We start from the raw sequence: 25,418 nt of genomic DNA on the forward strand, positions 1-25,418 counted from the left end.
GCATCGACATCGAATTCCACTGCAAGCCGCTCGGCGACACCGACTGGAACGGCTCGGGCATGCACGCCAACTTCTCGACCGAATATATGCGCACGGTCGGCGGCAAGGCCTATTTCGAAGCCCTGATGGCCCAGTTCGACAAGAACCTGATGGACCACATCAACGTTTACGGCCCGGACAACGACAAGCGTCTGACCGGCAAGCACGAAACCGCGCCGTGGAACAAGTTCAGCTACGGCATCGCGGACCGCGGCGCATCGATCCGCGTCCCGCATTCGTTCGTGAAGAACGACTACAAGGGATATCTGGAAGATCGTCGTCCGAACTCGCAGGGCGACCCCTACGCCATCGCTTCGCAGATCCTGAAGACCATCTCGGAAGTCCCGACCGCCAAGTCGGCAGCCGCGTAAGCTTCTGAGCGTCAGTTAAATACGAACGGCCCGAACGCGAGTTCGGGCCGTTTTTTTTTGCGTGCGGCCCGGATTGAGCGGAGCGCAATCCGGCGATATCAATATGGCTGGGACACCGGCCCCCGGGTTACGCTGCGCTTCACCCGGGCTACGAGGACGGAGTTACGGGAACATCGCCGGCTGATCGATGCCCAGCGTCTCGGCAAAGCCCAGCACCAGATTCATGTTCTGCACCGCCTGCCCTGATGCGCCCTTGGTAAGGTTGTCGAGAGTCGAGACGATGATGGCGCGGCCCGGGATACGATCCGCGGCGACGCCTATGAAGGTCATGTTGGAGCCGCGCACATGCCGCGAATGCGGCGTCTTGCCGAATGGCAGGATGTGCACGAACGGCTCCTTCTCATACTGCTTCACCAGGACGTCGTGCATGTCCTGCGCCGTCTTGCCGCGTCGGCCCCGCACATAGATCGTCGACAGGATACCGCGGTTCTGCGGCAGCAGATGCGGCGTGAAGCTCACCACCACGTCCTTGCCGGCGGCCTTGGAAAATTCCTGGTCGAGCTCTGCCATGTGCCGGTGATGACCGACGCCATAGGCGTTGAAGCCTTCCGACACTTCCGAGAACAGCATCTCTTCCTTGGCCGAACGCCCCGCTCCGGTCATGCCGGATTTGGCATCGATGACGATCTCACCGGTTTCGATGGCGCGCGCTTTCAGCAGCGGCACCAATGGAAGGATCGCGCATGATGTGTAGCAGCCGGGATTGGCGATCAGCCGCGCCTTCTTAATGTCGCGCCGATAGATCTCGACGAGGCCGTAGACGGCTTCCTTCTGCAGCTCCAGCGCGTGATGCTCATGGCCGTACCATTTGGCATAGGCGGCGGCGTCCTCGAGCCGGAAGTCGGCAGACAGATCGATCACCTTGGTCTGCGGCGCCTTGGCCAGCAGATCCTGCAGCACCTTCTGCGTGGTCGCATGCGGCAGCGCGCAGAACACCAGATCCAGACCGATGGTTGTCCAATCCACGGAGTCGATGCTCACAAGCGTCGGCAGTTCATAGGGCGCGAATTGCGGGAATACGTCGCCCATCGCCTGCCCGGCGCGCCGGTCGGCTGTCAGCAGCGCGAGTTCGACCTTGGGGTGGCGCAGCAGCAGCCGCACCAGTTCGGCACCGGTGTAACCGGACGCGCCGAGAATGCCGATCTTCTTCTTCGTACTCATCACATCATTCCTTCGAGGGTCGTCGCAAAAGCGGAGCGAGGTCGACGCCCATGCCTATTTCAATCCAGACCGAGCATCAGCCGCATGTTCTGTACCGCCGCACCGGACGCACCCTTGCCGAGATTGTCGAGCCTGGCGACGAGAACCACCTGGCGGTGCCTGTCGCTGGAGAACACGTAGAGTTCGAGCATGTTGGTCTCGTTGAGCGCCTCAGGCTCGATCCGTCCGCGCGTGATCGCCGCGTCGTCCATCGGCATCACCGACACGATGCTGCTCGCGGCGTACCATTTGGCCAGCGCGGCGTGGAAGTCGGCGGCATCAGGCTTGCCGGGCAGAGCATCGAGATGCAGTGGGATCGAGACCAGCATGCCCTGTCGGAAATTGCCGACCGACGGCACGAAGATCGGCCGCCGCGTGAGGTGCGAATAGAGTTGCGTCTCCGGCACGTGCTTGTGCTCGAAGCCGAGGCCATAGAGTTCGAAGGCCGGCGCGGTGCCGTCCTCAAAACTTTCAATCATCGATTTGCCGCCGCCGGAATAGCCGCTCACCGCATTGATGGAGACGGGGTAATCGGCGGGCACCAGTCCGGCATCGATCACCGGCCGCAGCAGCGCGATCGCGCCTGTCGGATAACAGCCCGGATTCGAGACTTTCCGGGCGGCGCGGATCTTGTCCGCCTGATCCGGCGCCAGCTCGGCAAAGCCGTAGGTCCAGTCGGGCGCAACCCGATACGCGGTCGAGGCATCGAGCACCTTAGGGCCTCTGACTCCCATGCTCTCGATCAGCGCGACAGTCTCCTTCGCCGCATCATCCGGCAGACACAGGATGACGAGATCCACTTCCTCCATCAGCGCCAGTTTTGCGGCGGGATCCTTGCGCTTCTCCGCGTCGATGTGTTTGACGGCCACGACGCTCTGACGCGCGAGACGCTCGCGAATGCCGAGCCCGGTCGTTCCTGCAGCTCCATCGACGAATACGGTGGGCGTTGCCGCGAGGCCGTCAGCCGCGCCAGCCTTTGCCTGCATGGTCCTCATCACATCGTTCCTTCGAGACTCGCCATAACATTCAATTGTGACACATCATCCGCGAACAGATGCGGACGCAATTTGCGCATCGCATTTGAAATCTCGAACGCGGCAGGCTCCGGCCGCAGCGCCAGTGCGCTCATGACAGCCAGATGATCGGCATCTGACTTGTGCTGGTTGAGCTTGGAGCTACCTTCCACCTCGTCCACTGTCATCACCACACCGACGATCGCCTTCTTCATCGCCTCAAGCCGCCCCGCCGCCATCTTATCGGAGGTCCAGGGCCTCTTCGGCGCCAGCCGTGTTTCGAACCTTGCGCTCAGCGCGTCAAGATGCGGGCCCAGTTCACCACCCGACAGGATGCGCACCGGTCCGGCGAGGTGGACCGCCTGATAGAGCCACGTCGGCACCTGATCGGGCGATACGTACCAGTCGGCCGACACATAGGCATCAGCGCCCAGGATGGCCATGGCCCATGGCGTCGCGCCGTCTGCGAGCTTGAGCAGCGGATTTTGTCGCGCAAGGTGAAAGGCCAGACGCGGCGTGCCGTCATTGCCGTAGTCGAGGCAGAAAGGCACCGCGGAGGCGATCGGCTTCCTGCCATCGAAGGCGCAGACCGTGCCGAAGCCGCGCGCGGTCGCAAACGCCAGTGCGTCGGTCCGGTCGGTCTGAAATTTGGGCGGCGTATACATGACGGGCTCCTTCCTGAGTGAAGGCCGCCGGATGGGTCGCGCTGCTGTTGGGAGAAAGACTGCCGCGGGCCAGATCCGGCGGCAGTGAGAGATCGAAACGCTTATGCGCGCATATCTCCACCTGCCGCGAGAATGCGGCGGCGGCGGGCGATGATGCTGGTCGCTGTCTTGATCATGGGCGCGGTCATAGGGCCGCGCCCGCGATCCGTCAAGATCGTCAGAGCACCGGGCTCCACGGCGCCGGCACCACGCGGTAGCCGTTGCCGTCCTTTTCGACGAAGCCGTTGGCCGGGAACGGATAGTGGAAGCCCTGCACCCGCATCCTGTCGGCGACCAGCATGTCATAGACCTTGTGCCGGGTGGTCGCCGCCTGCACCGGGTCCTGATCGAACATGATCTGCCAGTCCGGATGAGTGGCGAACAGCGCCGGATGATTGGTGACGTCCGACTGGATGAAGACCTTGTCCGAGCCGGACGACAACACATAGGACGTGTGGCCCGGCGTGTGCCCGATCGAGGCGATGGCCAGCAGCCCCGGCGCGACGTCCTTGCCCCACTCATAGGGCGTGACCTTCTTCTTCAACCCGGCCTCGAACACCCGCCGGTTGTTCTTGAACAGGCCGGTCATGCGATCGCCGGTGGCACGGCTCATCTCGCCGTCGTCCATCCAGAACTTCCACTCCACTGCCGGCACCAGCACTTCGGCATTGGGAAACGCCAGCACGCCATCCGCCGTCAGCAGGCCGTTCACGTGGTCGCCGTGGAAATGCGAGATCACGACCATGTCGATCATCTTGGGATCGAACCCCGCCGCCATCATATTGGTGGCGAACTGGCCGACACTGCCCTTCGTCGCCGCAAAGGCGCCGGGCCCGTTGCCGGTGTCGATCACCACCAGCTTGCCGCCGGTGTTGATCACCAGCGGCGCATAGAAGTTCGTGATCTGGTCTTTCGGCAGAAACGCCTTGGCCAGTGCGGCGTTGATGTCGTCTCGCTTGGCGTTGGGGATATAGGTGTCAGCCAGCGGAAAGGTTGCCGCGCCATCGGATATCGCGTTCACCTGAATGTCGCCGACCTTGTAGCGATAGAAGCTGGGCGCCTGTTTGTCGGCGAGCGGCGCTGCCGCCCTTGCCGGAGCCGAAGAAAGCAGTGGCGTCACTGCGAGCGCGGCGGCGCCGGCCAGTGCATGCCGTCGTGACAGATCCATGAGGTCTTCTCCCATCGCTTTGCGTGGTCGCTGTTGGCGCGACTCCCGTGCAGACTGGCACGGCGCGATGCCGGAGGCGACGGTTTTCGCGGGAGCGGCGGCCTGCGCAGCAGCGCAGGCCAGAATGGTCAGGCTTCGCTTAGATCACCGGGCTCCACGGCGCCGGCACCAGCCGATAACCACTACCATCCTTTTCGACATAGCCATTCGCCGGGAACGGATAGTGGAAGCCCTGAACGCGCATCTTCTCGGCCACCAGCATGTCATAGACCTTACGGCGGGTTGTTTCCGCCTGTGCCGGATCCTGATCGAACATCAGATGCCAGCCGGGATTGGCGACGAACAGGGACGGATGGTTGGTGACGTCGGACTGGATGAACAGCTTGTCGCTGCCGGACGCCAGCACGAACGACGTGTGGCCCGGCGTATGACCAACCGACTCCACGGCGAGAAGGCCCGGCGCGACGTCCTTGCCCCACTCATAGGGCGTGACCTTCTTCTTCAGCCCATCATTGAAGAGTTTCCGGTTGCTGGCGAACAGACCCTTCATGCGGTCATTGGCGGCCTTGGCCATCTCGCCATCGTCGTTCCAGTACTTCCACTCGGCGGCGGGCACCAAAATCTCGGCATTCGGAAAAGCCGGCGTGCCATCGGCGCCAAGAAGCCCGTTCACGTGGTCACCGTGGAAATGCGAGATCACCACCATGTCGACCGCCTTGGCATCGATACCGGCGGCAGCCATGTTGTTTGCGAACTGACCGACATTGCCCTTCGTAGCCGCGAACGCGCCGGGACCATTGCCGGTGTCGATAACGACCAGCTTGCCCCCGGTGTTGATGACCAGCGGCGCAAAGTGGATGGTCATCTTGTCCTTTGGCAGGAAGGCCTTGTCGAGCGCCGCGTTGACTTCATCCTTCTTGGCGTTGAGCACGAAGGTGTCAGCCAGCGGAAAGGTACTGGCGCCGTCGGAGATGACATTCACCTGCGCATCGCCGACCTTGTAGCGATAGAAGCTCGGCGCCTGCTTGTCGGCCAGCGGAGCTGCGGCTTTGGCGGAGCCTGTAGCGAGCAATGGAGATGCGGCAAGCGCGGCAGCTCCGGCAAGGGCGTGACGACGTGACAGGTCCATGGTGCAGTTCTCCGGTTGAAGCAGTGACATGCGCAAGACGGGCGGGTCGGGCGGACGTATCGAGCAGCGCTAGATGACTTCTGCGAGTTGCCACGGCATACGTGGCGCCGCCGCGACATGTCAGCCCATTCAACACCCGCGCACGGCGGTTATTCCCGCCAGACTATTTCAATTTCCAGAGCCATTCGACAGTCATCGACAGGCCGTCGCCGAACAGAAGAAGCGCGCCCGACCAGATAAAGGCCGAGGTGAAGTTGGCGACCTGGAAACGCCAATAAGGCATTTCGAAAATGCCGGCCGCCAGTGGCACAGAGGCCCGCAACGGGCCGAAGAAACGGCCGATATAGATGCTGGGTACGCCCCACCTCTTCACGAAGGCTTCGCCGCGCGGAAGCAGCTCGGGGAATTTGGACAGCGGCCAGATCTGGGCGACCTGATCCTTGTATCTGAAGCCGAACCAGTAAGAGAGCCAGTCGCCAAGCGCCGCACCGATGGCCCCGGCAATCAGCACCGGCCAGAAGCTGATGCCGCTCGCGCCAACGAGCGCGCCGATAGCCACCAGCGCCCCCCAGGCCGGCAGCAGCAAGGAGACGAAGGCGAGCGATTCCCCGAAGGCCAGCAGCAGAACGATCGGTGCCGCCCAGACCTGGTTCTGGCGCACGAATTCGATCAGCCCGTGCATCCAGCCTTCCATATGGAGAGTGTTCCTTTACGGTTCTGGCACCGACCTGATTGGCCGCGAACCGTTTTAATCTTCAAACGCCCGCGACAGGTAATCCGGCCACGCCGATCACATCAAGTCACAACATCTGAGAGCCGACAGCCGCGGTGCGGGTGCCCGCCGGTAGATTTGAACCTTTTCCCGGTTTCTGTGTCCAAGGTCACAGACCGGCTTACCCGATGGCACCTCTGTACCGCCGTTGGGGCTTCCCGCCCGCTGTCAAAATCTGGAACTCGAAGGACTCAGATGATCGGATCGCTGATGATGTGCGTGAGTGCAGTTGTATTGTTGATCGGCATGGTCGCCGGCGTTGTGATGGGCATTCGCCAGGACTTCCTTCTGAGCCCCGCACATGCGCATCTCAACCTCGTCGGCGGCGTGCTGCTGTTCCTGTTCGGGTTGTATTACCGCCTGGTACCCGCAGCCGGACACTCCCAGCTGGCCAGGATCCAAGGCGTCATGCACATCATCGGCGGCATCATGTTCCCGGTCGGCATCGGCATCACCTTGCTCGCCAACCACGCCTATGCGGCCATTCCGATCATCGGCTCACTGATCGTGCTTGCGGCCATGGCCCTGTTCGTCGTGATTGTGCTACGCACCGAGCGCTCCGGCACCGCCTGATCCCCCCGAGGTCGCAGCCACATTGCCAACCCGAACGTGGCATAGTCACAGCAACGATTCGCCGCGCTTCGCGCGGCGCAACCCAAGACAAGACTTTAAGACATATGGCCAAGGCACAGAAATCAAACGCGAAAGCCGATCTTTTCGGCGGCGCCAACGCACCAAAATCCGCTGCCGCACCAAAGGCGCCCGCCCGCTCCGCCACCGCCGAGGACGGCTATACGGCGGCCGACATCGAGGTTCTCGAAGGCCTCGAGCCGGTACGACGTCGCCCGGGCATGTATATCGGCGGTACCGACGAAAAGGCGCTGCATCACCTGTTCGCCGAAGTGATCGACAACTCGATGGACGAGGCGCTGGCTGGCCATGCGACCTTCATCGAGGTGGAACTCACCGCCGACGGTTTCCTCTCGGTGTCCGATAACGGCCGCGGCATTCCGGTCGATCCGCATCCGAAGCACCCGAAGAAATCCGCCCTCGAAGTCATCATGTGCACGCTGCATGCCGGCGGCAAATTCGACTCCAAGGTCTATGAGACCTCGGGCGGTCTGCACGGCGTCGGCGTCTCTGTGGTCAACGCCCTCTCCTCGCTGCTCGAGGTCGAGGTCGCGCGTAACCAGCAGCTCTACAAGATGACGTTCGCCCGCGGCATTCCGCAGGGCAAGCTCGAGGATCTCGGCAAAGTTCATAACCGCCGCGGGACCCGCGTACGCTTCAAGCCGGACACCGACATCTTCGGCGCCAAGGCAGCCTTCAAGCCGCAGCGCCTGTTCAAGATGGCGCGCTCCAAGGCCTATCTGTTTGGTGGCGTGAAGATCCGCTGGAAGTGCGATCCGGAATTGCTCAAGGGCCTCGAGGACACTCCGGCGGAGGACGAATTCCACTTCCCCGGCGGCCTCAAGGACTATCTCGCCGCGGCTATCCACGCCGATACGCTGGTGCATCCGGAAATCTTCTCCGGCAAGTCGGGCCGCAACGGCGCCCATGGCGCGTGCGAATGGGCGGTTGCCTGGACTGCCGACGCCGACGGCTTCATGTCGTCCTATACCAACACGGTGCCGACGCCCGACGGCGGCACCCATGAAGCCGGCATGCGCAGCGCCATGTTGCGCGGGTTGAAGGACCACGCCGAACGCGTTGGCCAGGGCAAGCGCTCCGGCACCATCACTTCGGAAGACGTCATGGTCGGTGCCGCCGTGATGCTCTCGGTGTTCGTGCGCGAGCCGGAGTTCCAAGGCCAGACCAAGGACCGTCTCGCGACCGCTGAAGCCCAGAAGATCGTCGAGCAGGCCATCAAGGATCCGTTCGACCACTGGCTGTCCGGCAATCCCGTCCAAGCCAACAAGCTGCTCGAATTCGTGCTCGAGCGCGCCGACGAGCGCCTGCGTCGCCGTGCCGAGAAGGAAACCTCGCGCAAGACCGCGGTGAAGAAGCTGCGTCTGCCCGGCAAGCTCGCCGACTGCACCAATACCGCGACCGAAGGCTCCGAACTGTTCATCGTCGAGGGTGACTCGGCAGGTGGCTCAGCCAAGCAGGCGCGCGATCGCAAGACCCAGGCCATCCTGCCGCTGCGCGGCAAGATCCTCAACGTCGCCTCGGCGACCAAGGAAAAGCTGACGGCCAACGCGCAGATCAGCGACCTCATGCAGGCGATCGGCGCCGGCACCGGCGCGCATTACCGCGAAGAAGACCTGCGCTATTCGCGCATCATCATCATGACCGATGCCGACGTCGACGGCGCCCACATCGCGTCACTGCTGATCACCTTCTTCTACCGGCAGATGCCAAAGATGATCGATGAAGGGCATCTCTATCTCGCAGTGCCGCCGCTCTATCGCCTCACCCATGGGAGCAAGACCGTCTATGCGCGCGACGACGCGCACAAGGACGCATTGCTGAAGAGCGAATTCAACGCCAATGCCAAGGTCGATGTCGGTCGATTCAAAGGCCTCGGCGAAATGATGCCGGCGCAGCTCAAGGAAACCACCATGGACCCGGCAAAGCGCACCTTGCTGCGCGTGCAGTTGCTGCCGGAAGACCGCGACGGCACTGCTGACTCCGTCGAGCGCCTGATGGGCACCAAGGCCGAAGCCCGGTTTGCGTTCATTTCGGACAAGGCAGAATTCGCCAGCGACGAATTGCTGGACGTTTAAAACTCCCGCAGGCATCGCCTCTACGCGATACCTGCGCGGACGTCGAAACTATCGGCGACGACGCGCGTAGCTATCTACATGCGTGCACCATTCCTCACCCTTGGCATTCTCACCTTCCTGATCGGCACCCTCTGGATCGGCCAGGGCACCGGCCTCGTGCATTGGCCGAGATCCAGCTTCATGATCAGCCAGATGCAGTGGACCTATTACGGCGCTGCTCTCGCCGCGCTTGGCGTCGGCCTGATGGGACTCGGCCTCATGCGGCGGTAACGCCCCTCTTCCATCTTCCCGCCAGTCTTGCGATGATCCGTTCCAGACGCGCCACAGAATGCGTCGGACATCACGAGTCGCGGGGCGGACATCTCTTGACCAGCAATCTCTTTGACCTCACCGGCAAAGTCGCCATCGTCACTGGTGGCAATACCGGCATCGGCCTCGGCATGGCACGCGGGCTGGCGAATGCCGGTGCCACCCTCGCGATCGCCGATCGCAACAGCGATAATGCCGCTCAGGCCAAAGCCGAACTTGAGAAATCCGGACATCCCGTGCTCGCGCTGACGACTGACGTCACCGACGCCAGGTCTGTCGCACAGATGGTCGCCGCGACATTGAGCGCGTTCGGCCGCATCGATATCCTCGTCAACAATGCCGGTATCAGCATCTCCGCTCCGATCGAGGAGATGGCACTGGCGGACTGGCAGAAAGTCATCAACGTCAACATGACGGCACCCTTCATCTGCGCGCAGGCTGTCTATGCGCCGATGAAAACCGCAGGCGGCGGCAAGATCATCAATATCGCCTCGGTGCTGGCCACGCTCGGCGCCGGCCAGGCCGCAAACTACGCCGCCAGCAAAGGTGGCATCCTGCAATTCACCCGCGCGCTGGCGACGGCATGGGCTACGGACAACATCCAGTCCAATGCGATTCTGCCGGGGTGGATCGATACTGATCTGACCAAACGTGCCAAGGAAATCCGGCCCGAACTACATGACCGCATTCTCGGGCGCGTACCGGCGCAACGCTGGGGCACCCCAGATGATCTTGCGGGCGCGGCCGTGTTCCTGGCCAGCGCGGCTTCGGATTTCGTGAACGGAGCTGCCCTCACCGTCGATGGCGGCTTTTCGATTCAAGGCTGATGCAATGAGGACAACACCATGACTACAGGACTGTTCGATCTCTCCGGCAAAGTGGCCATCGTCACCGGCGGCAATGGCGGCATCGGGCTCGGCATGGCGCGGGGTCTGGCGCAGGCGGGTGCGACCATCGCCGTAGTCGGCCGCAATCAGACCAAGTCCAAGGACGCCGTCGCGGAGTTGACCGAGAGCGGCGCGAGGGCCGTCGCCATTGAGGCCGATGTGACCGACAAGACCGCTGTCGACGGCATGATCGCACGCGTGCTGAAAGAACTCGGCCGCATCGATATCCTCGTCAACAATGCCGGCATCAATATCCGCAAGCCGCCACACGAAATCGCACTCGACGAATGGGACAGCGTGATCAAGACCAATCTCACCAGCGCCTTCGTCTGTTCGCAGGCGGCGCATCCGGCGATGAAAGCCGCAGGCGGCGGCAAGGTCATCAATATCGGATCGATGCTGTCGATCTTCGGCGCATCTTTCGCGCCGGCCTATGCCGCCAGCAAAGGCGGGATCGTGCAGTTCACCCGCTCCTGCGCCGTCGCATGGGCGCCGCACAACATCCAGTGCAACGCCATCCTGCCGGGCTGGATCGATACCGAACTGACACAGAATGCACGCCGTGAAGTCGACGGCCTGCATGACAAGGTCCTGGCACGAACGCCCGCCGGCCGCTGGGGCGCATCCAGAGATTTTGCGGGCATTGCCGTATTCCTGTCGTCACGCGCCTCGGATTTTGTCACCGGCACGGCAATCCCCGTGGACGGCGGCTTCTCGGTGCAGGGCTAGTCTGTTTCAGGCCTCAGGCGATTGCACGTGTTCCGGCCGCACACCGATGGCCAGGAAGCGTGCGGTCAGCCCCTGCAACGGTGGAAACGCACTGACCAGTCGCATGATCAGCGGCGGCGTCAGCGGCTCGCGGCCCTTGGCCAATGCCCGGCTGATGATGTTGTTCTGCATCACAACCTGCATGCCCTGTGTTACGCGCATCGGGAATTCGCGACGACGCCGCACCGCGCCGAGGTCGTCCTCGGTCACCGGTCCCTTCGCCAGCTTCGCCGCCAGAAGGTTGGCGGTCGCGACGGCGTCCTGCACCGCGATATTCACACCGACGCCGCCAACAGGGGACATCGCATGCGCGGCGTCGCCGATGCACAGCAGCCCCGGCCGGGTCCAGCGCTTGAGCCGATTGATCGCGACGGTCAGTAGTTTGATGTCGTCCCAGCTCTTCAGGTCTCCGATATGCGCGCTCAGCATCGGCGCCAGACGTGACGTCTCGGCACGGAAAGCCTCAAGGCCACGCGCCTTGATCTCCTCATAGTGTCCCTTCGCAATCACATAAGCACACTGCCAGTAGTCGCCGCGATCGATGGTCACCATCATCTTGCCGGGCTCAAGGCGCGCGAACACGCTCTCCGTCTCCGAACCCTTGGCGACGCGAAACCACAAGATGTCCATCGGCGCTGCGATGTCTTCAACCTCCAGCTTCGCAGCCGGCCGCACGATGGAATGCCGACCATCGCAGGCCACGGTCAGATCGGCACGGATCTGGACCGGCCCCTGCTCGGTCATGGCTTTGACGCCAATCACCTGCTCGCCCGACCAGATGAGATCGATCGCCTCGGTGTTCATCATCACCTTCAGATGCGGATAGCGCTGCCCCTTGTCGCGCAGGAAACTGAGGAAATCCCACTGCGGCATGAAGGCGATGAACGGATATTTCGCGCTGGTGCGGCTGATATCCGCAATGCGCAGCTTATGCGTTCCGAAGAAGCCATCCATTTTCTGGATACGGTCGTGCTTGATCTTGAGGAAGTCGTCGATCAGGCCGAGCTCATCCATCACCTGCAGCGTCGAAGGATGCACGGTGTCACCGCGGAAATCGCGGAAGAAATCGGCATGCTTCTCGAGGACAATCGTATCGATGCCCGCACGGCCAAGCAGATAGCCGAGCATCATCCCGGCAGGGCCGCCACCAACGATACAGCAGCGCGCAGTCAGCGAGTTCTCGTTCGCGCCTGCAGTCATTCGTTTTTCCTCAAGAACAGAATTACAACTTGAGGGAGGCTGCGGGTTTCCGTCAACGGAAAACGCAGTACCTCTAGCTTGCGGGGATCGGCGTGCTCTGGAAAGCCAGCAATTGCCAGCGATCGTCACGACGGATCCAGACGACTGTCGTTCGGCTGTTGAGCTGTCTCAACTGCCCGACGATCATGACCTCACCCGTCATACGGTCCGTCACAAGCGCAGCCTGACCAGCGATGCGGATATCCTGATCCAAGAAATTCAGCTCGTGATAGCGATAGTAATGGTTATCGAGCTTGGCGATATATTCCGCCCTCGTGTCAACTTCGGCGTTCGAATGCGTGTAGGCCAGTTCTTCGGCAAAAAGCTCTTCGAGCTCTGGCACATCCGATCTCAACATCGCCTGCCGGCGGCGTTCTTCGAGCTCTTTGATGTCGGCGATGACTTTGGCTCGCAGGGCGGTGTCGATCATGCTTATCGATTTCCAGAACGTCGAAAGCTCTTGGTTTCCGATACGCTGCCGTCGCGGAAGGTCAATTCGACAGAAACGAACTTCGTGGTCGCAGGGATCTTGATATACGGTTCGGCGCCAGATGGTGTCGCAATCGGGTCGTGCAGATCGCAGGGCGGGAATTTCAGAACCTTGTCCGGCACGGCACTGTCGATACCCACGCGGGCTTCGCGGATGGCACAGCGATATGACATCAGGTGCGTATAATACATCAACGGTGTGTTGTAGCCACCGAAGGCAAGCCAGCTTCCAGCGGTCATATCGAGGATCTTGCGCTGGTCGCGAACCAAGGCGGCTTCCGGATCGAAGCGGATCGGAAACGGGCCCTGCATCTCGCCGTTAGCGTCGATGTAACGCAGATAGATCGTCGCCGCCGCGGCATCGGCATCGAGCTGGATCGCCGGATTCGGCATCCGCTTGCGCGTGCGTGGATCGAGCGTGTCCATGAAGCCGGTCTCGCGGAAGCTGCCCGCCTCGCCCATCCGCCAGGATATGCCCAGCGTCGGATCAGCGATCGAGAACATCACGGTCCAGCCGCCATTGTGGCGCGAGAAGCTGGCGATCGGTGCGTTCACCGCATCGTTGGCGGGCGGCAGTTGCGGAACGTTGACAGGCGGCAGCGCAGCGACCTGCTGCAGCGGTTCGGCCGGCTGCGCATTGGCCGGCTTGGGCGCCGGACCATTGAGAAAGACGTCATCGACCATCTGGTCGAAATACACCGGCACCTGGCGGTGCTTCACGGTCTCCGCCATCTCACTGACGGTCCGCCGGGTGCGCTGCGCGACCTGCACCAGGTTCAGCGATGGCTCCTGCAATTCCTTGATGAAGGCGCGCGTGAAAACGGAATTCGGATCGGTGTCGTTGTTCGACAAGCGATCCAGCGCGGTCTGCCGCGGCCCTGCCGAGAAGATTGAAAATACGCCTTCCGGGAGCGTTGTCATCGGGGCGAGGCCGCCGCTGCCGGCCACTGCGCGAGTGCCAGCGCGCTCGAACGGATTGTTGCGACAGGCATCGAACACCAGAATCGACGTCCGCGCGCCGCGCATCTGCAGGCGCGTCACGATACGGTCGGCAAGGATCGCGGAGTCGCGCACCAGTTCTTCCTGGCCTTCGGTGGCCGCCGGGACGTCCGTCGGCAGCAGGAAATTCTGGCCAGCGATCTCGAAGCCGTGGCCCGCAAAAAAGAAAAAGGCCGTATCGCCTTTTTCAATCGTCGAATCGAAAGCGAGCAACGACTGGCTGAAGGCCTGCCGGGTCTGGTTCTCGGCCACCATGACACTGAAGCCGAGACCCTTGAGGGCGTCGCCCATGCTGCGGGCATCGTTTACAGCCTTCTGCAGCTTCGGCACGTTACGGTAGTCATTATTGCCGATGACCAGCGCCACGCGTTTCGCGGCAAAGGCCGGCGCCGCCGAAAGTGCTGCCGCAGCCAGCGCCGCGAGCAGGATCAAAAACCGTCGCATTGTTCTATCCCCGCCCCGCCAGCGCATTATCCGTATGGTGGCTGGACCGCGTGATTCTCTGCCTTGGTCGAGGCAGAAGGGCGGCCGGTTCAAACCGAGGTCTAGCCGCTACCACCCGTTTTGTCCTGCCTGCTCAGGCAGATCGTCTGCCCGCCGATTACAGCCCCGCTGCCACATTTTCCGCCTTAATCTCCGCTAGCCCGAGCCCAATCAGAGTCTGGAGATCATCGTGAAATCACTCGTCCTCGCAGCCGCGCTGCTGCTTCCCACCATGGCACTTGCGCAGGATGCGGCCCCCGTCACCGCGGTAAAGCCCCCGGCTGCCGCCGCCAAACCGAAGCGCGCACCGGTTGCCGTCAAGCCTGCACAGACCACCCCGGAAGTGCTGGATATCACCCAGATCATCGGGATCCGCCAAGTCGATCCAGCGACATATGAGGTCGATGCCCGTCTACAGAGCGGCAGCGAGGTGCATCTGCGCATGAATGCTTTCGTGATGCAGAATCTCGGGATGCAGCTTGGCACTTACGGCAAATAGGCACCTTGCGGTATTCCTCGCACGCGCGCCGGAATTGGTGGGCTTCCGGACGCCTCGGCGGGCGCTTTCGATCGGGCGTGATGACGTACCGCGCGGCGCGATGTCCTGTGGATAAGGGTTACGCGGCAAATCATCGACATGATTGCCCCGACATGTGCTATGTGACAATTCATGAGGTCCGGAGCCAATCCGGGGGGCAATTGCTAAAGCCGGCCCCTGCTACAGGCAACCACGTTAGGAAGCGCGTCTCAGGAACTTTGCGTTCCTCCGTAGCTTGGCGATCTGAGGACGGGATTTTTTAGACTGTAAGATTTCAGGCAGTTTTTAATCACCCGCCCGAAGCCCGCTACGACTGGATACCTGACGACCAATGGCAAAAAAGATGATTACGCCCGGGCACGAGTTGCTGCTTCGGGTCAACCAGGCTTTCCTCGATCACGGCTATGCCGGTCTGTCGATGGTCGGTCTCGCCAGAGAATGCGGCTTCACGCAGCGCGCGCTCTATTACTATTTCAGCAACAAGGAAGAAGCATTTCGTGCGAGCGTCGCCCATCGCAACGAGGTTGCGATCGCGCAGGCGCTTGAGGCCGGCCAGAAGATCCGGGAAAGCGGCGGCAGCGCACTCGATATCTTTGCGACGATCATCGACCTGAGATACGGCGAAACCCGCCGGATGCTGACCTTCTCGCCGCATACCGTCGAGCTTAATGCGGAAGCCTTTCGGCGCTGCCGCGATCTCATGATCGAGTCCGCCATTGCCTTCCAGGCCGAGTTGGAAAAGCTGATCGTCGATTTCCACTACAGCAAACTGCTGGTCCTGACCGGTCGTTTCACGGCTGCACAGATCGCGCAGGCGCTGGCCGATGGTGGACGGGCAGTCAATCAGGCACTCCCTCCGATCGCGGCGAATGACTTCTCGGCTCGCTATCGACAGACCTGCGAGATGATCCTGTATGGCTGCGCGGCAGTGCCAACGCAGATCTGAAACGCCGCGGTTCGCCGCATATTCGCCCTCTCGACTCATAGAGTTCCATCGACATATGGTCCGCGCGGGCTGCGGATGACGCGTAATGCGTCACCGCTGTGAGATGCGGGGCTTCAGATGAACGACCAGGTGCGGACGCACGGGGCGCCGGCGAGCGCAGCCGTGCCGACTATTGCGACACGCCTGGACGGCCTGCCAGTCTCGCCGCTTCACCTCGGTATCTTTGCGCTCTGTGCCTTCGGCCTGTTCGCAGACATCGCCGAAGTGGCGCTCAGCAATGCTTTTTCCGGCATCTTCCTTGCGCCGCCTTACAGTATTTCGCGCGGCGATTTATCGCTGTTGTTGGCGTCGGTATTTGCCGGCGGCGCCGTTGGGGCACCTGTTTTCGGCTGGATTGCGGATCGCTATGGTCGGCAGATCGCGCTGCAGAGCGCGCTCGCAGTTCTGGCGCTGAGTTCACTCGCCGTCGCCGCCAGTCGCGATGTCGCAACCATGACGGCCTTCCGCTTCATTTCCGGCCTCGCCATCGGCGGCTATCCGCCTCTGACATCGGCCTATCTGTCAGACCTGCTGCCACCGAAGCGCCGCGGCTCGCTGATGATGCTATGCGGCGCGCTCGCCTTTCTCGGTGCACCAGCGATCATCCTGATGATCCGCTGGCTGACGCCCATCGCGCCATGGGGCATCGAAGGCTGGCGTTGGGCTTTGATCTTCGGCAGCGCGTGCTCGACCCTGACGGGCCTACTGTTCTTCCTGGTGCCGGAATCGCCGCGCTGGCTCGCATCGGTCGGACGCGACGCCGAGGCTGATGTCTCGTGCCGTCGCTTCGAAGCGTCCGCGCGTCAGCCATCGCCGCCAGCGATCTCCGCTCCTGAAACGATTGCAACCAAATCCAGCGGCTTCCGAGCGCTCGCCCGCGACCGGATCAGCCTGCGGCGCACAGCGCTTCTTGCCGCGCTCTATGTCCTTGGACCTTGGGCCACGATCGGCTTCCCGCTGCTCAGCGCCGCAGTGATGGTGCAGAAGGGATTCCATGTCAGTGAATCCCTGCTGTTCGCTGGTCTCACAATGTTCGGCCCGTCGATCGGCATCGCGGCGGCAGCGGCTTTCGTCGATCGCATCCCGCGCCGCCTCGCTCTGATCGCCTGCGCCGTGGTGATGATCGCAACCGGACTGACTTTTGCGATCAGCACGGTCCTGACGCCGCTCATCGTCACCGGCATCGTCTTCAATCTCGCCAGCGCGGTCTATAGTGCCGTGCTCAGTCTCTATGCGGTGGAGTTGCTGCCGACACATCTGCGCGCCTCGGCCACCGCCGGCGCCTGGGGCCTCGGCCGCATTGTATCTGCACTGGTACCGATCGCACTCCTGCCGCTACTCGGCAGCCACGGCGCCATTGCGATGTTCACGGTGATCTCGGCCGCGCTCATCGTGAGCGGAACGCTGATCGGTATCGCCGGGCCGCCCGGCCGCGAACGCAAACCGGTCGACTAGATATCCCCGCGACCTCCGCGGGAAGTGCCGCGGGAGACCGTCAAAACGAGCTTTTATGGCCATTTATGCGTAAACATTAAGCGTTTTCGGCCGTTTCAGATGGGGACGGATTGACTTTGGCCGATTCCGGCCTATGTTCCGGCTCGACGCGGCCCGGTATCGAAACGCGATATCTTGAGTAAGCCGCCTGTCAGCGCCCAGCGTCTCCGTGCATGTTTGCGTGCCGCTCCGGGGATAAGCGCTGCAGTATTTTCCGAGAATCCAAGCGGCGGTTTCGACCTGAGGCGTGATTCCGAACGGTGATCATCCGGATACCGGATCAGATCATGCCCCCATACAGAGGCTCAATGTCCTTCTCCAATCTCGGCCTGTCCGACAAGGTTCTCGCCGCAGTCGCGGCCACCGGTTACACCACCCCAACCCCCATTCAGGAACAGGCGATTCCTCATGTGCTGGCGCGCAAAGACGTGCTCGGCATCGCCCAGACCGGCACTGGCAAGACCGCTGCCTTCGTTCTCCCGATGATGACCATGCTGGAAAAGGGCCGAGCCCGCGCCCGCATGCCCCGCACGCTCATTCTCGAACCAACCCGCGAACTGGCCGCACAGGTCAAGGAGCAGTTCGACAAATACGGCGTCGGCCAGAAGCTCAACGTGGCGCTGCTGATCGGCGGAGTCTCGTTCGGTGATCAGGACACCAAGCTCACCCGCGGCGTCGACGTGTTGATCGCCACCCCGGGCCGCCTGCTCGACCATACCGAGCGCGGCGGACTGCTTCTCACCGGCGTCGAATTGCTGGTGATCGACGAAGCCGACCGCATGCTGGACATGGGCTTCATCCCCGACATCGAACGCATCTGCAAGCTGGTGCCGTTTACTCGTCAGACCCTCTTTTTTACGGCGACCATGCCGCCGGAAATTCGCCGCATCACCGAGACCTTCCTGCACAACCCGGTGAAGATCGAAGTCTCCAAACCTGCCTCGACCGCGGTTACTATCACCCAGCAGCAAGTCAACGTCGGCCGCGAGCCGCACGAGAAGCGCGAAGTACTTCGCTCGTTGATCCGCGAAGCCACCGACCTCAAGAACGCAATCATCTTCTGCAACCGCAAGCGTGAAGTCGCGCTGCTCGCCAAGTCGCTGCAGAAGCATGGCTTTGCCGTCGGCGCCCTCCACGGCGACATGGAGCAGTCGGCCCGACTTGCCGCGCTCGATCAATTCCGCAAGGGCGAATTGCCGATCCTGGTGGCCTCCGATGTTGCCGCCCGCGGCCTCGATATTCCCGCCGTCAGCCACGTCTTCAATTTCGACGTCCCGCATCACTCCGACGACTACGTGCACCGCATCGGCCGTACCGGCCGCGCCGGCCGCCTCGGCACCGCCATCTCGCTGGTGGCGCCCGCCGACCAGAAGTCGATGCTGGCCATCGAGAAGCTGATTGGCCAGTCCATTCCCAAGATCGAATCCAGCGTCGCTGTCGTGGAGCCTGTCGAAGGCGAAACCGCCGAGGCGCCGCGCCAGTCGCGCAACCGCACCGGCAATCGCGAAGCCAATGCCGAACATCCGCGCGGCAGCCGCGACGGTCATCGCAAAGATCAGCCCCGTGAAGGTGGACGGGATCGCAAGCCGCGCCGTGAGCGTGGCCCGCGCGGTGAAGGTGGTCGTTCGGAAGGCGGCGAGCGCAGCCCGCAGCCGCAGGCCGCCGAAGCCGCTTTCGCTGCACCGGTGGTCGCCGCTCCTCAGGCGCAGCGCCCGCCGTCGATCGGCCGCGCCGAAGCGCCACGCCCGCGCCGCGAGGACAACGAACCGGCGGATCATTCGCACCTTCCGGCCTTTTTGTTGCGCCCCATCCGAGCACGCGCATAGGTAGTGCCCCGCCAGAAGCGTTTACGTGCCGTTCACTCTCGTCCCCTAATCTGAATGCGATATTTTTAACAAATTTGCATTTCAGAGGACGGCGCATAGCCGCTGTCCACGAGGGCACAGAACGTGACCGGCATCCTGGACGAACAAGAGCGGACTTTGGCCTTTGCCGAAGTCGCGCTGGGCCAAATCAGATCCCTGCGCCAGACGGCGATTCCGCGCAACTATGAGATCTGGTACGTCTACGCGACTGGCTACAATTCGGCGCTCAACAAGGTCATCAATGAGACGCTGGCCCGCAATGGCCGCCTGACCGAAGCCGACCTCGACCAGATTCACGACACTTATCTCTCGCAGATTCGCACCACCGATCGCATCGATCAGGTCGGCGCCCGCGTTATCGGCGAGATCGACGACGTGATGGCGCTCATCACCGATGCGTTGGGCATGACGACGAACTTCAATGCCAGTCTGGATGGTGCCAGTAAGGAATTATCGCGGGCGCACGATCCTGTTGCGGTGAAGGCCGTGATCGAGAGGCTCGTCAAATCCACCCGTGAAGTACACGACACCAACAAGGCGCTGGAAGAGCGGCTACTGTCCTCGAAGAGCGAGGTCTACACGTTGCAACAGAGCCTCGAGGCGATCCGCGCCGAGAGCCTGACCGATCCCCTCACCGCGCTCGGCAACCGCAAGTATTTCGACCGTGCGCTGATGGCGGCAATCGATACCGCGGTGAAGCGCGGCGAACCGTTGTCGCTGCTGATGCTCGACATCGATCACTTCAAGTCCTTCAATGACAATTACGGCCATCTCACCGGCGATCAGGTGCTGCGCCTTGTCGGTCAGTCGCTGAAGCAGACCATCAAGGGGCAGGATATCACCGCGCGCTATGGCGGCGAGGAATTCGCCGTGGTGCTGCCGAACACGCCGCTGCGCCAGGCGCTCACCGTCGCCGATCACATCCGCCGCGCCGTGATGTCAAAGGAACTGAAGAAAAAATCGACTGGCGAGATCCTGGGACGCGTCACGATTTCAGTCGGCGTCTCGATGCTGCAGATCGGCGACGATACGGAATCGCTCATCGGCCGTGCCGATGCTTGTCTCTATGCCGCGAAGCGCAATGGCCGCAACCGCGTCATCTGCGAACTCGATCCGGAATATTCGGCGGAGCTGCAGTTTCAGGTGGCGTGATGCCCCCGCACTCCGTCCTCATGATGAAGAGCGCGTCTCGAAACGCGAACTGACGTGCTGGCGCCTGTGGCCATCCCCAGCGAATGGCTTCACCATTCGCAAGGAGACGCCGCGCAAACGCGCGGCTCCTCAGGACGGGGACCTGCGCTTCTTTGCGACTTTATTCGCTGTCTTGCCCACGACCTTCTTGGCCGCAGTCCTCTTCGCCGCTTTCTTTTTCGCTGCGATCTTGTTCACGACCTTCGCTGTCGTCTTCTTCACCGTCCGCTTCTTGCTGGCCTTTGCCAGCGACGCACGAATCGCTGCGGCATGCGCGCCCCTTGCCCATTCGGTGACTTCATCGGGATCGTCATAGAGCCGCTCCGGCAATCGCCAGTAGGATCCAACCATCCGCAGCTTGCCGCGCATCTCATATTGGAAACATTGCGAGCCCTCGCTCTCGAAGCGAGGGATCGAGTTTTCGTCGGCGCGCAGATAGATCGCACCGCGCAACACCAGCGCGAAGTTGATGCCATCGGCCGATACGCCAAAGCCGGAAAACATCCGGCGGATCGTCACCGGGCCAAAGCCGGCGAAAAGCTCACTGAGGAAATCACGGTCCATGGACGAAGTGTAGGACGGGGCGCGCGATTGCGGAAGCGTCCAATCCGCTCGCTCTCCCTACATCATGGCCGGACTTGATCCGGCCATCCAGCTTGCTTTTTGCAAGGTTGCACAAAGATGGATGCCCGGATCAGGTCCGGGCACAACAGCGCTTCCGCTTGAAGGGTGTTGGGTCTTAAGAGCCCGACGACCGAAGTCTCAGCCGTCGATCTTCGCCGGCGTCAGTTGCACGGACTCGCCGCAGCCGCAGGCCGAGATCTGGTTCGGGTTGTTGAACACAAACTGGGCCTGCATGCGGTCGGTCTTGTAGTCCATTTCGGTGCCGAGCAGGAACAGAACGGCCTTGGGATCGACCAGGATCTTCACGCCCTTGTCCTCGACGATTTCGTCGGTCGGCTTGATGTCGTGGGCATATTCGACAGTGTAGGACTGGCCGGCGCAGCCGCCGTTCTTGATACCCACGCGCAGGCCGACGATTTCTGAATCGGCGCGCTGGGTCAGCTCCTGGATCCGCGTCGCGGCAGCATCGGTCAGCCGCATCACCTGCGGACGGGGTCGCGGCTTCGGCTTGGCAGCCGGTATGGTCGGGTTCGGTGTCATCTCAGTCATGTGTTCAGTCCTGGCGGCCATTCAAGGCCGCAAATCTCGCTTCAACGAACCAGACGCAACCATCACCACATATTCAGGACAAGACGGGCCTCGTCAGTCATCCGGTCCGGCGTCCAGGTCGGTTCCCAGACGATATCGACCTTGACCAGGCCGACGCCCGGCACGCTGGCCACGGCGTTCTCCACCATGGTCGGCAATTCTTCTGCCGCCGGGCAGTTCGGCGTCGTCAGCGTCATCTCGACCTGAACGGAGCGATCGTCCTTGATGTCGACTTTATAGATCAGGCCGAGCTCGTAGATGTCAGCCGGAATTTCCGGGTCGAACACGGTCTTCAGCGCGGCGACGATCTCGGTGCCCAGACGTTCGGTTTCGGCGGGATCGAGCGCCGAGGTGGTCTGCATGTGAGCAGGCTTCTCAGCCTCGGGGGTGGCGTCCGGCGTTTTGGCTTCTGCAATGTCACTCATGCAAACAACTCCCGTGCCTTGATCAGCGCCTGTGCGAGGTGGTCGACCTCCTCGCGGGTATTATACATTCCGAATGATGCACGGCACGTGGCCGTCACATTGAATCGCTCCAGAAGCGGCATCACGCAGTGGGTCCCAGCGCGGACAGCAACGCCCTGCCGGTCGATCACCGTCGCCACGTCATGGGCGTGTGCGCCCTTCAGTTCGAACGAAATCACCGGTCCCTTGTTCTTGGCGGTGCCGATGATGCGCAGCGAATTGATCTCGCGCAGCCGGTCCTGTGCATAGGTCAGGAGGTCGTGCTCATGCGCAGCGATCCGCTCCTTGCCGATCGAATTCACGTAATCGATGGCAGCGCCGAGGCCGATGGCTTCGACGATGGCGGGCGTGCCGGCCTCGAACTTGTGCGGCGGATCCCCATAGGTGACCCACTCCTTCGCCACTTCACGGATCATCTCGCCGCCGCCGGCATAAGGCCGCATCGCGACCAGCTGGTCATATTTGCCATACAGCACGCCGATGCCGGTCGGCCCGTACAGCTTGTGGCCGGTGAAGATGTAGAAGTCGGCGTCGATGTCCTGCACGTCGATCGGCATGTGAACAGCAGCCTGGCTGCCATCGACCACGACGGGAATGCCGCGCGCATGCGCGAGCTTCACGACGTCCTTGACCGGAACCAGCGTGCCCAGCGCATTGGACATCTGGGTGATGGCGACGATCTTGGTGCGGTCGGTCAGCAGCTTCTCGAACTCGTCGATCAGGAAGTTGCCTTCATCATCGACCGGCGCCCATTTGATGACGGCGCCCTGACGCTCGCGCAGGAAGTGCCACGGCACGATATTGGAATGGTGCTCCATGATCGAGAGCACGATCTCGTCACCCGGCTTGATGTTCTCGCCGCCCCACGCCGCCGCGACAGTGTTCAGCGCGTCGGTGGCGTTGCGGGTGAAGATGATTTCTTCCGGGCGCTTCGCATTGAGGAAATGCTGCACCTTGATGCGCGCGCCCTCATAGGCCTCCGTCGCCGCATTGGCGAGGTAATGCAGTCCGCGATGCACATTGGCATATTCGGACTTGTAGGCCTCGGTCATGCGATCGAGCACGGCATAGGGCTTCTGAGCCGACGCCGCGTTGTCGAGATAGACCAGCGGCTTGCCATAGACCTTCATCTCAAGCGCCGGAAAATCCTCGCGGACGCGAGCGACGTCATACGACCCGTTCGAGACCGCGGGATGTAATGTCATGCGCGCGTCTCCAGCCAGCGCTCCGCAGCCGATATCGCCACGTCACGCAGATCGTCATTCACGATCGACTCCAGCGCTTCACCCACGAATGCCTGGATCAGCAGCGCCTGTGCAGCCTTCTCCGGCAGGCCGCGAGCCCGCAGATAGAACAGCAAGCTGTCATCCAGGGCGCCGATGGTCGCACCATGGCCGCACTGTACGTCGTCAGCGAATATCTCGAGCTCGGGCTTGTTGTCGATCTCGGCCTCGTCGGACAGCAGCAGCGCCCGCGACATCATTTTGCCGTCGGTCTTCTGCGCGATCTGATGGACATTGATGCGGCCCTGGAACACCGAATGCGCGCGATCGTCGAGCACAGCGCGGAACAGCTCACGGCTGAGGCAATTCGGAGCCGCATGCTCGATCACGAAGGTGCAGTCGCCATGCTGCTTGTCGCGCAGCAAGTGGACGCTATTGGTCGACAGCTCCGAGTCCACGCCAGCCAGCGTGATGAAGCTCTGGTAGCGGCTGACGCCGCCGCCAGTGGTCAGACTGAAGGTGTTGAACTTGGTGCGTGCACCGACCGTGACAATGGCGGTTGCGATATTCGCGGCATCGCCGGCGTCTTCCATCACGCGCACATGCTGCAGATCGGAATCGTCACCAATCCAGATCACGACAGCGTCATGGGCCTGATAGGACTTCGCGGTCTCTGTCGCGACAAAGCTCTCGACCAGCGTCACACGCGCACGATTGCCGATGCGCACCAGCGACCGCGTGAATGCCGCCACGCCCGGGCGTGTCGCGACATGTACGATGTGCAGAGGCCGGGCCGGAGCGGCATCGTCAGCGATATCGACCAGCATGCCGTCGGTGGCGAAGGCGGCATTCAGTGCGATCATCGGATCTGCGACGCGCGAGCGCAGCAGATCAGCCCGCGTCGCACTGGTGGCGTCGTCGAGCATGGCACTGAGTGCATGCACGGTCACGCCGCCGCCCGACGTCAGATCGGAGAGGCCCGCAGCGAAGACACCGTCCACGATGACGAGCTTCTGCGTATCGCCCGTGCCGAGCGTTTCGACCATCTTGGCAGCCTGTGCCAACGCAGCCTGATCCGGTGCCGGCGCAAGCGGCGCCACATCGCGCAGCAGGTTGCGCAGGTCGGTATATTTCCATTCCTCGATGCGCCGGGTCGGCAGACCCGTGCGCGCGAAATCGTCGAACGCCTGCTGGCGCGTTTCGGCCACCGTGCCGACACCCGGCAACCGGCCGCGCGCAGCGGCGAACGTGCCGTCCAGCACTGCGCCCGTTGTCGTCTTTGCGAGAGCTACATTCATGATTGTCTCACTCAGGCCGCCGCTTCTTCGTACTGCGCGTAACCGGACTCTTCGAGTTCCAGCGCCAATTCCTTGCCGCCGCTCTTCACGACGCGGCCCTTTGACATCACATGCACATGGTCCGGCACGATGTAGTTCAGCAAGCGCTGGTAATGGGTGATCACCACCATGGCGCGATCCGGGCTGCGCAGTGCATTGACGCCGTCTGCCGCGACGCGCAACGCGTCGATGTCGAGACCAGAGTCCATTTCGTCGAGGATGCACAGGCTCGGCTGGAACAGCGCCATCTGCAGCACTTCGTTGCGCTTCTTCTCGCCGCCGGAGAAGCCGACATTGACGCCGCGCTTCAGCATATCCATCGGGATGTTCAGCGAGGCCGCGACTTCGCGGACCTTCCTGAGGAAATCCGGCACCAGATATTCGGATTCGCCGCGCGCCTTGCGCTGTGCGTTCACCGCGGTGCGCAGGAAGTTCATCGTCGTCACGCCGGGAATTTCCACGGGATACTGGAACGCCAGGAACACGCCCTTGGCCGCGCGCTCGTCGGGCTCCATTTCCAGCAGGTCTTCGCCCTTGAACAGGATCTCGCCGCCGGTCACTTCATAACCCGGCTTGCCGGCGATGACATGGCTGAGTGTGGATTTACCCGAACCGTTCGGCCCCATGATGGCATGCACTTCGCCGCCATTCACGGTCATCGTCAGCCCATGAAGAATCTCGCGATCCTCGACACGAACCTGCAGGTCTTTCACTTCAAGCAATGCGGTCATCAGTCTCTATCCTTTGATCATC

25 protein-coding genes and 1 pseudogene are annotated in these 25,418 nt (G+C 62.2%); 11 read left to right on the forward strand and 15 right to left on the reverse strand.

Features of this window, described 5'->3' with window-relative positions:
- Positions 1–410: pseudogene (locus ACEK02_RS10365) on the forward strand (glutamine synthetase); the annotation flags it as partial.
- Positions 411–572: 162 nt separating this feature from the next.
- On the opposite strand, the gene argC (ACEK02_RS10370) reads toward ACEK02_RS10365, so the two are convergent.
- From argC (ACEK02_RS10370) to ACEK02_RS10395, 6 genes are all read right to left on the reverse strand, one after another.
- Positions 573–1,631: an N-acetyl-gamma-glutamyl-phosphate reductase gene (gene argC, locus ACEK02_RS10370; protein WP_371421627.1), complete on the reverse strand. Its 1,059-nt coding sequence runs from the start codon at positions 1,629–1,631 to the stop codon at positions 573–575.
- A gap of 59 nt (positions 1,632–1,690) precedes the next feature.
- Positions 1,691–2,665, reverse strand: coding sequence for an N-acetyl-gamma-glutamyl-phosphate reductase (gene argC, locus ACEK02_RS10375; protein ID WP_371421628.1), 975 nt, complete (start codon positions 2,663–2,665; stop codon positions 1,691–1,693).
- Entirely contained in the window at positions 2,665–3,348 is a 684-nt protein-coding gene (locus ACEK02_RS10380; RefSeq protein WP_371421629.1) for an FMN-binding negative transcriptional regulator, read from the reverse strand. The genes argC (ACEK02_RS10375) and ACEK02_RS10380 overlap by 1 nt, the downstream gene beginning before the upstream one ends.
- A 217-nt stretch (positions 3,349–3,565) precedes the next feature.
- Positions 3,566–4,555 (reverse strand): MBL fold metallo-hydrolase, encoded by a 990-nt coding sequence (locus tag ACEK02_RS10385; protein ID WP_371421630.1) that lies wholly within the window; start codon positions 4,553–4,555, stop codon positions 3,566–3,568.
- Between the two features lie 139 nt (positions 4,556–4,694).
- Positions 4,695–5,684 carry an MBL fold metallo-hydrolase gene (locus tag ACEK02_RS10390; protein WP_371421631.1) on the reverse strand — a complete coding sequence of 330 codons (990 nt, stop codon included), beginning with the start codon at positions 5,682–5,684 and terminating at the stop codon, positions 4,695–4,697.
- Positions 5,685–5,847: 163 nt separating this feature from the next.
- Positions 5,848–6,378: a DedA family protein gene (locus ACEK02_RS10395; protein WP_371421632.1), complete on the reverse strand. Its 531-nt coding sequence runs from the start codon at positions 6,376–6,378 to the stop codon at positions 5,848–5,850.
- Between the two features lie 291 nt (positions 6,379–6,669).
- Here ACEK02_RS10395 and ACEK02_RS10400 point away from each other — a divergent pair, with 291 nt between their 5' ends.
- The 5 genes from ACEK02_RS10400 to ACEK02_RS10420 all read left to right on the forward strand — a co-directional run bounded on the left by ACEK02_RS10400 (position 6,670) and on the right by ACEK02_RS10420 (position 11,107).
- On the forward strand, positions 6,670–7,029 hold the full coding sequence (locus tag ACEK02_RS10400; protein WP_371421707.1) for a hypothetical protein: 360 nt from the start codon (positions 6,670–6,672) through the stop codon (positions 7,027–7,029).
- A gap of 104 nt (positions 7,030–7,133) precedes the next feature.
- Positions 7,134–9,182, forward strand: a complete 2,049-nt coding sequence (parE, locus tag ACEK02_RS10405; RefSeq protein ID WP_371421633.1) for a DNA topoisomerase IV subunit B — start codon at positions 7,134–7,136, stop codon at positions 9,180–9,182.
- Between the two features lie 78 nt (positions 9,183–9,260).
- Positions 9,261–9,452 (forward strand): hypothetical protein, encoded by a 192-nt coding sequence (locus ACEK02_RS10410; RefSeq protein WP_371421634.1) that lies wholly within the window; start codon positions 9,261–9,263, stop codon positions 9,450–9,452.
- Positions 9,453–9,547: 95 nt separating this feature from the next.
- Positions 9,548–10,318 carry an SDR family NAD(P)-dependent oxidoreductase gene (locus tag ACEK02_RS10415; RefSeq protein WP_371421635.1) on the forward strand — a complete coding sequence of 257 codons (771 nt, stop codon included), beginning with the start codon at positions 9,548–9,550 and terminating at the stop codon, positions 10,316–10,318.
- A gap of 18 nt (positions 10,319–10,336) precedes the next feature.
- A complete protein-coding gene (locus ACEK02_RS10420) occupies positions 10,337–11,107 on the forward strand; it encodes an SDR family NAD(P)-dependent oxidoreductase (protein WP_371421636.1) in 771 nt (256 codons plus the stop codon).
- 6 nt (positions 11,108–11,113) lie between these two features.
- Here the strand turns inward: ACEK02_RS10420 and ACEK02_RS10425 are convergent, their stop codons facing one another.
- From ACEK02_RS10425 to ACEK02_RS10435, 3 genes are all read right to left on the reverse strand, one after another.
- Entirely contained in the window at positions 11,114–12,346 is a 1,233-nt protein-coding gene (locus ACEK02_RS10425) for an FAD-dependent oxidoreductase (RefSeq protein ID WP_371421637.1), read from the reverse strand.
- A 73-nt stretch (positions 12,347–12,419) separates the two neighbouring features.
- Complete coding sequence (locus ACEK02_RS10430) at positions 12,420–12,815, reverse strand: nuclear transport factor 2 family protein (protein WP_371421638.1); 396 nt, start codon at positions 12,813–12,815, stop codon at positions 12,420–12,422.
- Between the two features lie 2 nt (positions 12,816–12,817).
- Positions 12,818–14,317, reverse strand: coding sequence for a caspase domain-containing protein (locus ACEK02_RS10435; RefSeq protein WP_371421639.1), 1,500 nt, complete (start codon positions 14,315–14,317; stop codon positions 12,818–12,820).
- Between the two features lie 229 nt (positions 14,318–14,546).
- Between ACEK02_RS10435 and ACEK02_RS10440 the strand changes: the two genes are divergently transcribed.
- From ACEK02_RS10440 to ACEK02_RS10460, 5 genes are all read left to right on the forward strand, one after another.
- Entirely contained in the window at positions 14,547–14,855 is a 309-nt protein-coding gene (locus tag ACEK02_RS10440) for a hypothetical protein (protein ID WP_371421640.1), read from the forward strand.
- Positions 14,856–15,225: 370 nt separating this feature from the next.
- Positions 15,226–15,840 (forward strand): TetR/AcrR family transcriptional regulator, encoded by a 615-nt coding sequence (locus tag ACEK02_RS10445; RefSeq protein ID WP_371421641.1) that lies wholly within the window; start codon positions 15,226–15,228, stop codon positions 15,838–15,840.
- Between the two features lie 117 nt (positions 15,841–15,957).
- A complete protein-coding gene (locus tag ACEK02_RS10450) occupies positions 15,958–17,334 on the forward strand; it encodes an MFS transporter (RefSeq protein WP_371421642.1) in 1,377 nt (458 codons plus the stop codon).
- A 347-nt stretch (positions 17,335–17,681) separates the two neighbouring features.
- A complete protein-coding gene (locus ACEK02_RS10455; protein ID WP_371421708.1) occupies positions 17,682–19,199 on the forward strand; it encodes a DEAD/DEAH box helicase in 1,518 nt (505 codons plus the stop codon).
- A gap of 123 nt (positions 19,200–19,322) precedes the next feature.
- Positions 19,323–20,390: a GGDEF domain-containing protein gene (locus ACEK02_RS10460; protein ID WP_371421643.1), complete on the forward strand. Its 1,068-nt coding sequence runs from the start codon at positions 19,323–19,325 to the stop codon at positions 20,388–20,390.
- Positions 20,391–20,519: 129 nt separating this feature from the next.
- Here ACEK02_RS10460 and ACEK02_RS10465 read toward each other — a convergent pair whose 3' ends face one another.
- From ACEK02_RS10465 to sufC, 6 genes are all read right to left on the reverse strand, one after another.
- Entirely contained in the window at positions 20,520–20,993 is a 474-nt protein-coding gene (locus tag ACEK02_RS10465) for a TfoX/Sxy family protein (RefSeq protein ID WP_371421644.1), read from the reverse strand.
- 198 nt (positions 20,994–21,191) lie between these two features.
- Positions 21,192–21,602, reverse strand: coding sequence for a HesB/IscA family protein (locus ACEK02_RS10470; protein ID WP_371421645.1), 411 nt, complete (start codon positions 21,600–21,602; stop codon positions 21,192–21,194).
- A 62-nt stretch (positions 21,603–21,664) separates the two neighbouring features.
- The gene (locus ACEK02_RS10475) at positions 21,665–22,066 is read right to left on the reverse strand and encodes an SUF system Fe-S cluster assembly protein (protein ID WP_371421646.1); all 402 of its coding nucleotides are present in this window, start codon (positions 22,064–22,066) and stop codon (positions 21,665–21,667) included.
- Positions 22,063–23,310, reverse strand: coding sequence for a cysteine desulfurase (locus ACEK02_RS10480; RefSeq protein ID WP_371421647.1), 1,248 nt, complete (start codon positions 23,308–23,310; stop codon positions 22,063–22,065). Before ACEK02_RS10480 ends, ACEK02_RS10475 begins: the two co-directional genes overlap by 4 nt.
- Complete coding sequence (sufD, locus tag ACEK02_RS10485) at positions 23,307–24,626, reverse strand: Fe-S cluster assembly protein SufD (protein ID WP_371421648.1); 1,320 nt, start codon at positions 24,624–24,626, stop codon at positions 23,307–23,309. Before sufD ends, ACEK02_RS10480 begins: the two co-directional genes overlap by 4 nt.
- An 11-nt stretch (positions 24,627–24,637) precedes the next feature.
- Entirely contained in the window at positions 24,638–25,396 is a 759-nt protein-coding gene (sufC, locus tag ACEK02_RS10490) for a Fe-S cluster assembly ATPase SufC (protein WP_371421649.1), read from the reverse strand.
- Positions 25,397–25,418 lie beyond the last annotated feature (22 nt).

Origin of the sequence: Tardiphaga sp., from assembly GCF_041424195.1 — a bacterium.
Lineage (GTDB): Bacteria > Pseudomonadota > Alphaproteobacteria > Rhizobiales > Xanthobacteraceae > Tardiphaga.

Bases quoted from the DNA above. Each gene is read 5' to 3' on its own strand.
- argC (WP_371421627.1), bottom strand. From the start codon at position 1,631: ATGAGTACGAAGAAGAAGATCGGCATTCTCGGCGCGTCCGGTTACACC.
- argC (WP_371421628.1), bottom strand. From the start codon at position 2,665: ATGAGGACCATGCAGGCAAAGGCTGGCGCGGCTGACGGCCTCGCGGCA.
- ACEK02_RS10380 (WP_371421629.1), bottom strand. From the start codon at position 3,348: ATGTATACGCCGCCCAAATTTCAGACCGACCGGACCGACGCACTGGCG.
- ACEK02_RS10385 (WP_371421630.1), bottom strand. From the start codon at position 4,555: ATGGATCTGTCACGACGGCATGCACTGGCCGGCGCCGCCGCGCTCGCA.
- ACEK02_RS10390 (WP_371421631.1), bottom strand. From the start codon at position 5,684: ATGGACCTGTCACGTCGTCACGCCCTTGCCGGAGCTGCCGCGCTTGCC.
- ACEK02_RS10395 (WP_371421632.1), bottom strand. From the start codon at position 6,378: ATGGAAGGCTGGATGCACGGGCTGATCGAATTCGTGCGCCAGAACCAG.
- ACEK02_RS10400 (WP_371421707.1), top strand. From the start codon at position 6,670: ATGTGCGTGAGTGCAGTTGTATTGTTGATCGGCATGGTCGCCGGCGTT.
- parE (WP_371421633.1), top strand. From the start codon at position 7,134: ATGGCCAAGGCACAGAAATCAAACGCGAAAGCCGATCTTTTCGGCGGC.
- ACEK02_RS10410 (WP_371421634.1), top strand. From the start codon at position 9,261: ATGCGTGCACCATTCCTCACCCTTGGCATTCTCACCTTCCTGATCGGC.
- ACEK02_RS10420 (WP_371421636.1), top strand. From the start codon at position 10,337: ATGACTACAGGACTGTTCGATCTCTCCGGCAAAGTGGCCATCGTCACC.
- ACEK02_RS10425 (WP_371421637.1), bottom strand. From the start codon at position 12,346: ATGACTGCAGGCGCGAACGAGAACTCGCTGACTGCGCGCTGCTGTATC.
- ACEK02_RS10430 (WP_371421638.1), bottom strand. From the start codon at position 12,815: ATGATCGACACCGCCCTGCGAGCCAAAGTCATCGCCGACATCAAAGAG.
- ACEK02_RS10435 (WP_371421639.1), bottom strand. From the start codon at position 14,317: ATGCGACGGTTTTTGATCCTGCTCGCGGCGCTGGCTGCGGCAGCACTT.
- ACEK02_RS10445 (WP_371421641.1), top strand. From the start codon at position 15,226: ATGGCAAAAAAGATGATTACGCCCGGGCACGAGTTGCTGCTTCGGGTC.
- ACEK02_RS10450 (WP_371421642.1), top strand. From the start codon at position 15,958: ATGAACGACCAGGTGCGGACGCACGGGGCGCCGGCGAGCGCAGCCGTG.
- ACEK02_RS10455 (WP_371421708.1), top strand. From the start codon at position 17,682: ATGTCCTTCTCCAATCTCGGCCTGTCCGACAAGGTTCTCGCCGCAGTC.
- ACEK02_RS10465 (WP_371421644.1), bottom strand. From the start codon at position 20,993: ATGGACCGTGATTTCCTCAGTGAGCTTTTCGCCGGCTTTGGCCCGGTG.
- ACEK02_RS10470 (WP_371421645.1), bottom strand. From the start codon at position 21,602: ATGACTGAGATGACACCGAACCCGACCATACCGGCTGCCAAGCCGAAG.
- ACEK02_RS10475 (WP_371421646.1), bottom strand. From the start codon at position 22,066: ATGAGTGACATTGCAGAAGCCAAAACGCCGGACGCCACCCCCGAGGCT.
- ACEK02_RS10480 (WP_371421647.1), bottom strand. From the start codon at position 23,310: ATGACATTACATCCCGCGGTCTCGAACGGGTCGTATGACGTCGCTCGC.
- sufD (WP_371421648.1), bottom strand. From the start codon at position 24,626: ATGAATGTAGCTCTCGCAAAGACGACAACGGGCGCAGTGCTGGACGGC.
- sufC (WP_371421649.1), bottom strand. From the start codon at position 25,396: ATGACCGCATTGCTTGAAGTGAAAGACCTGCAGGTTCGTGTCGAGGAT.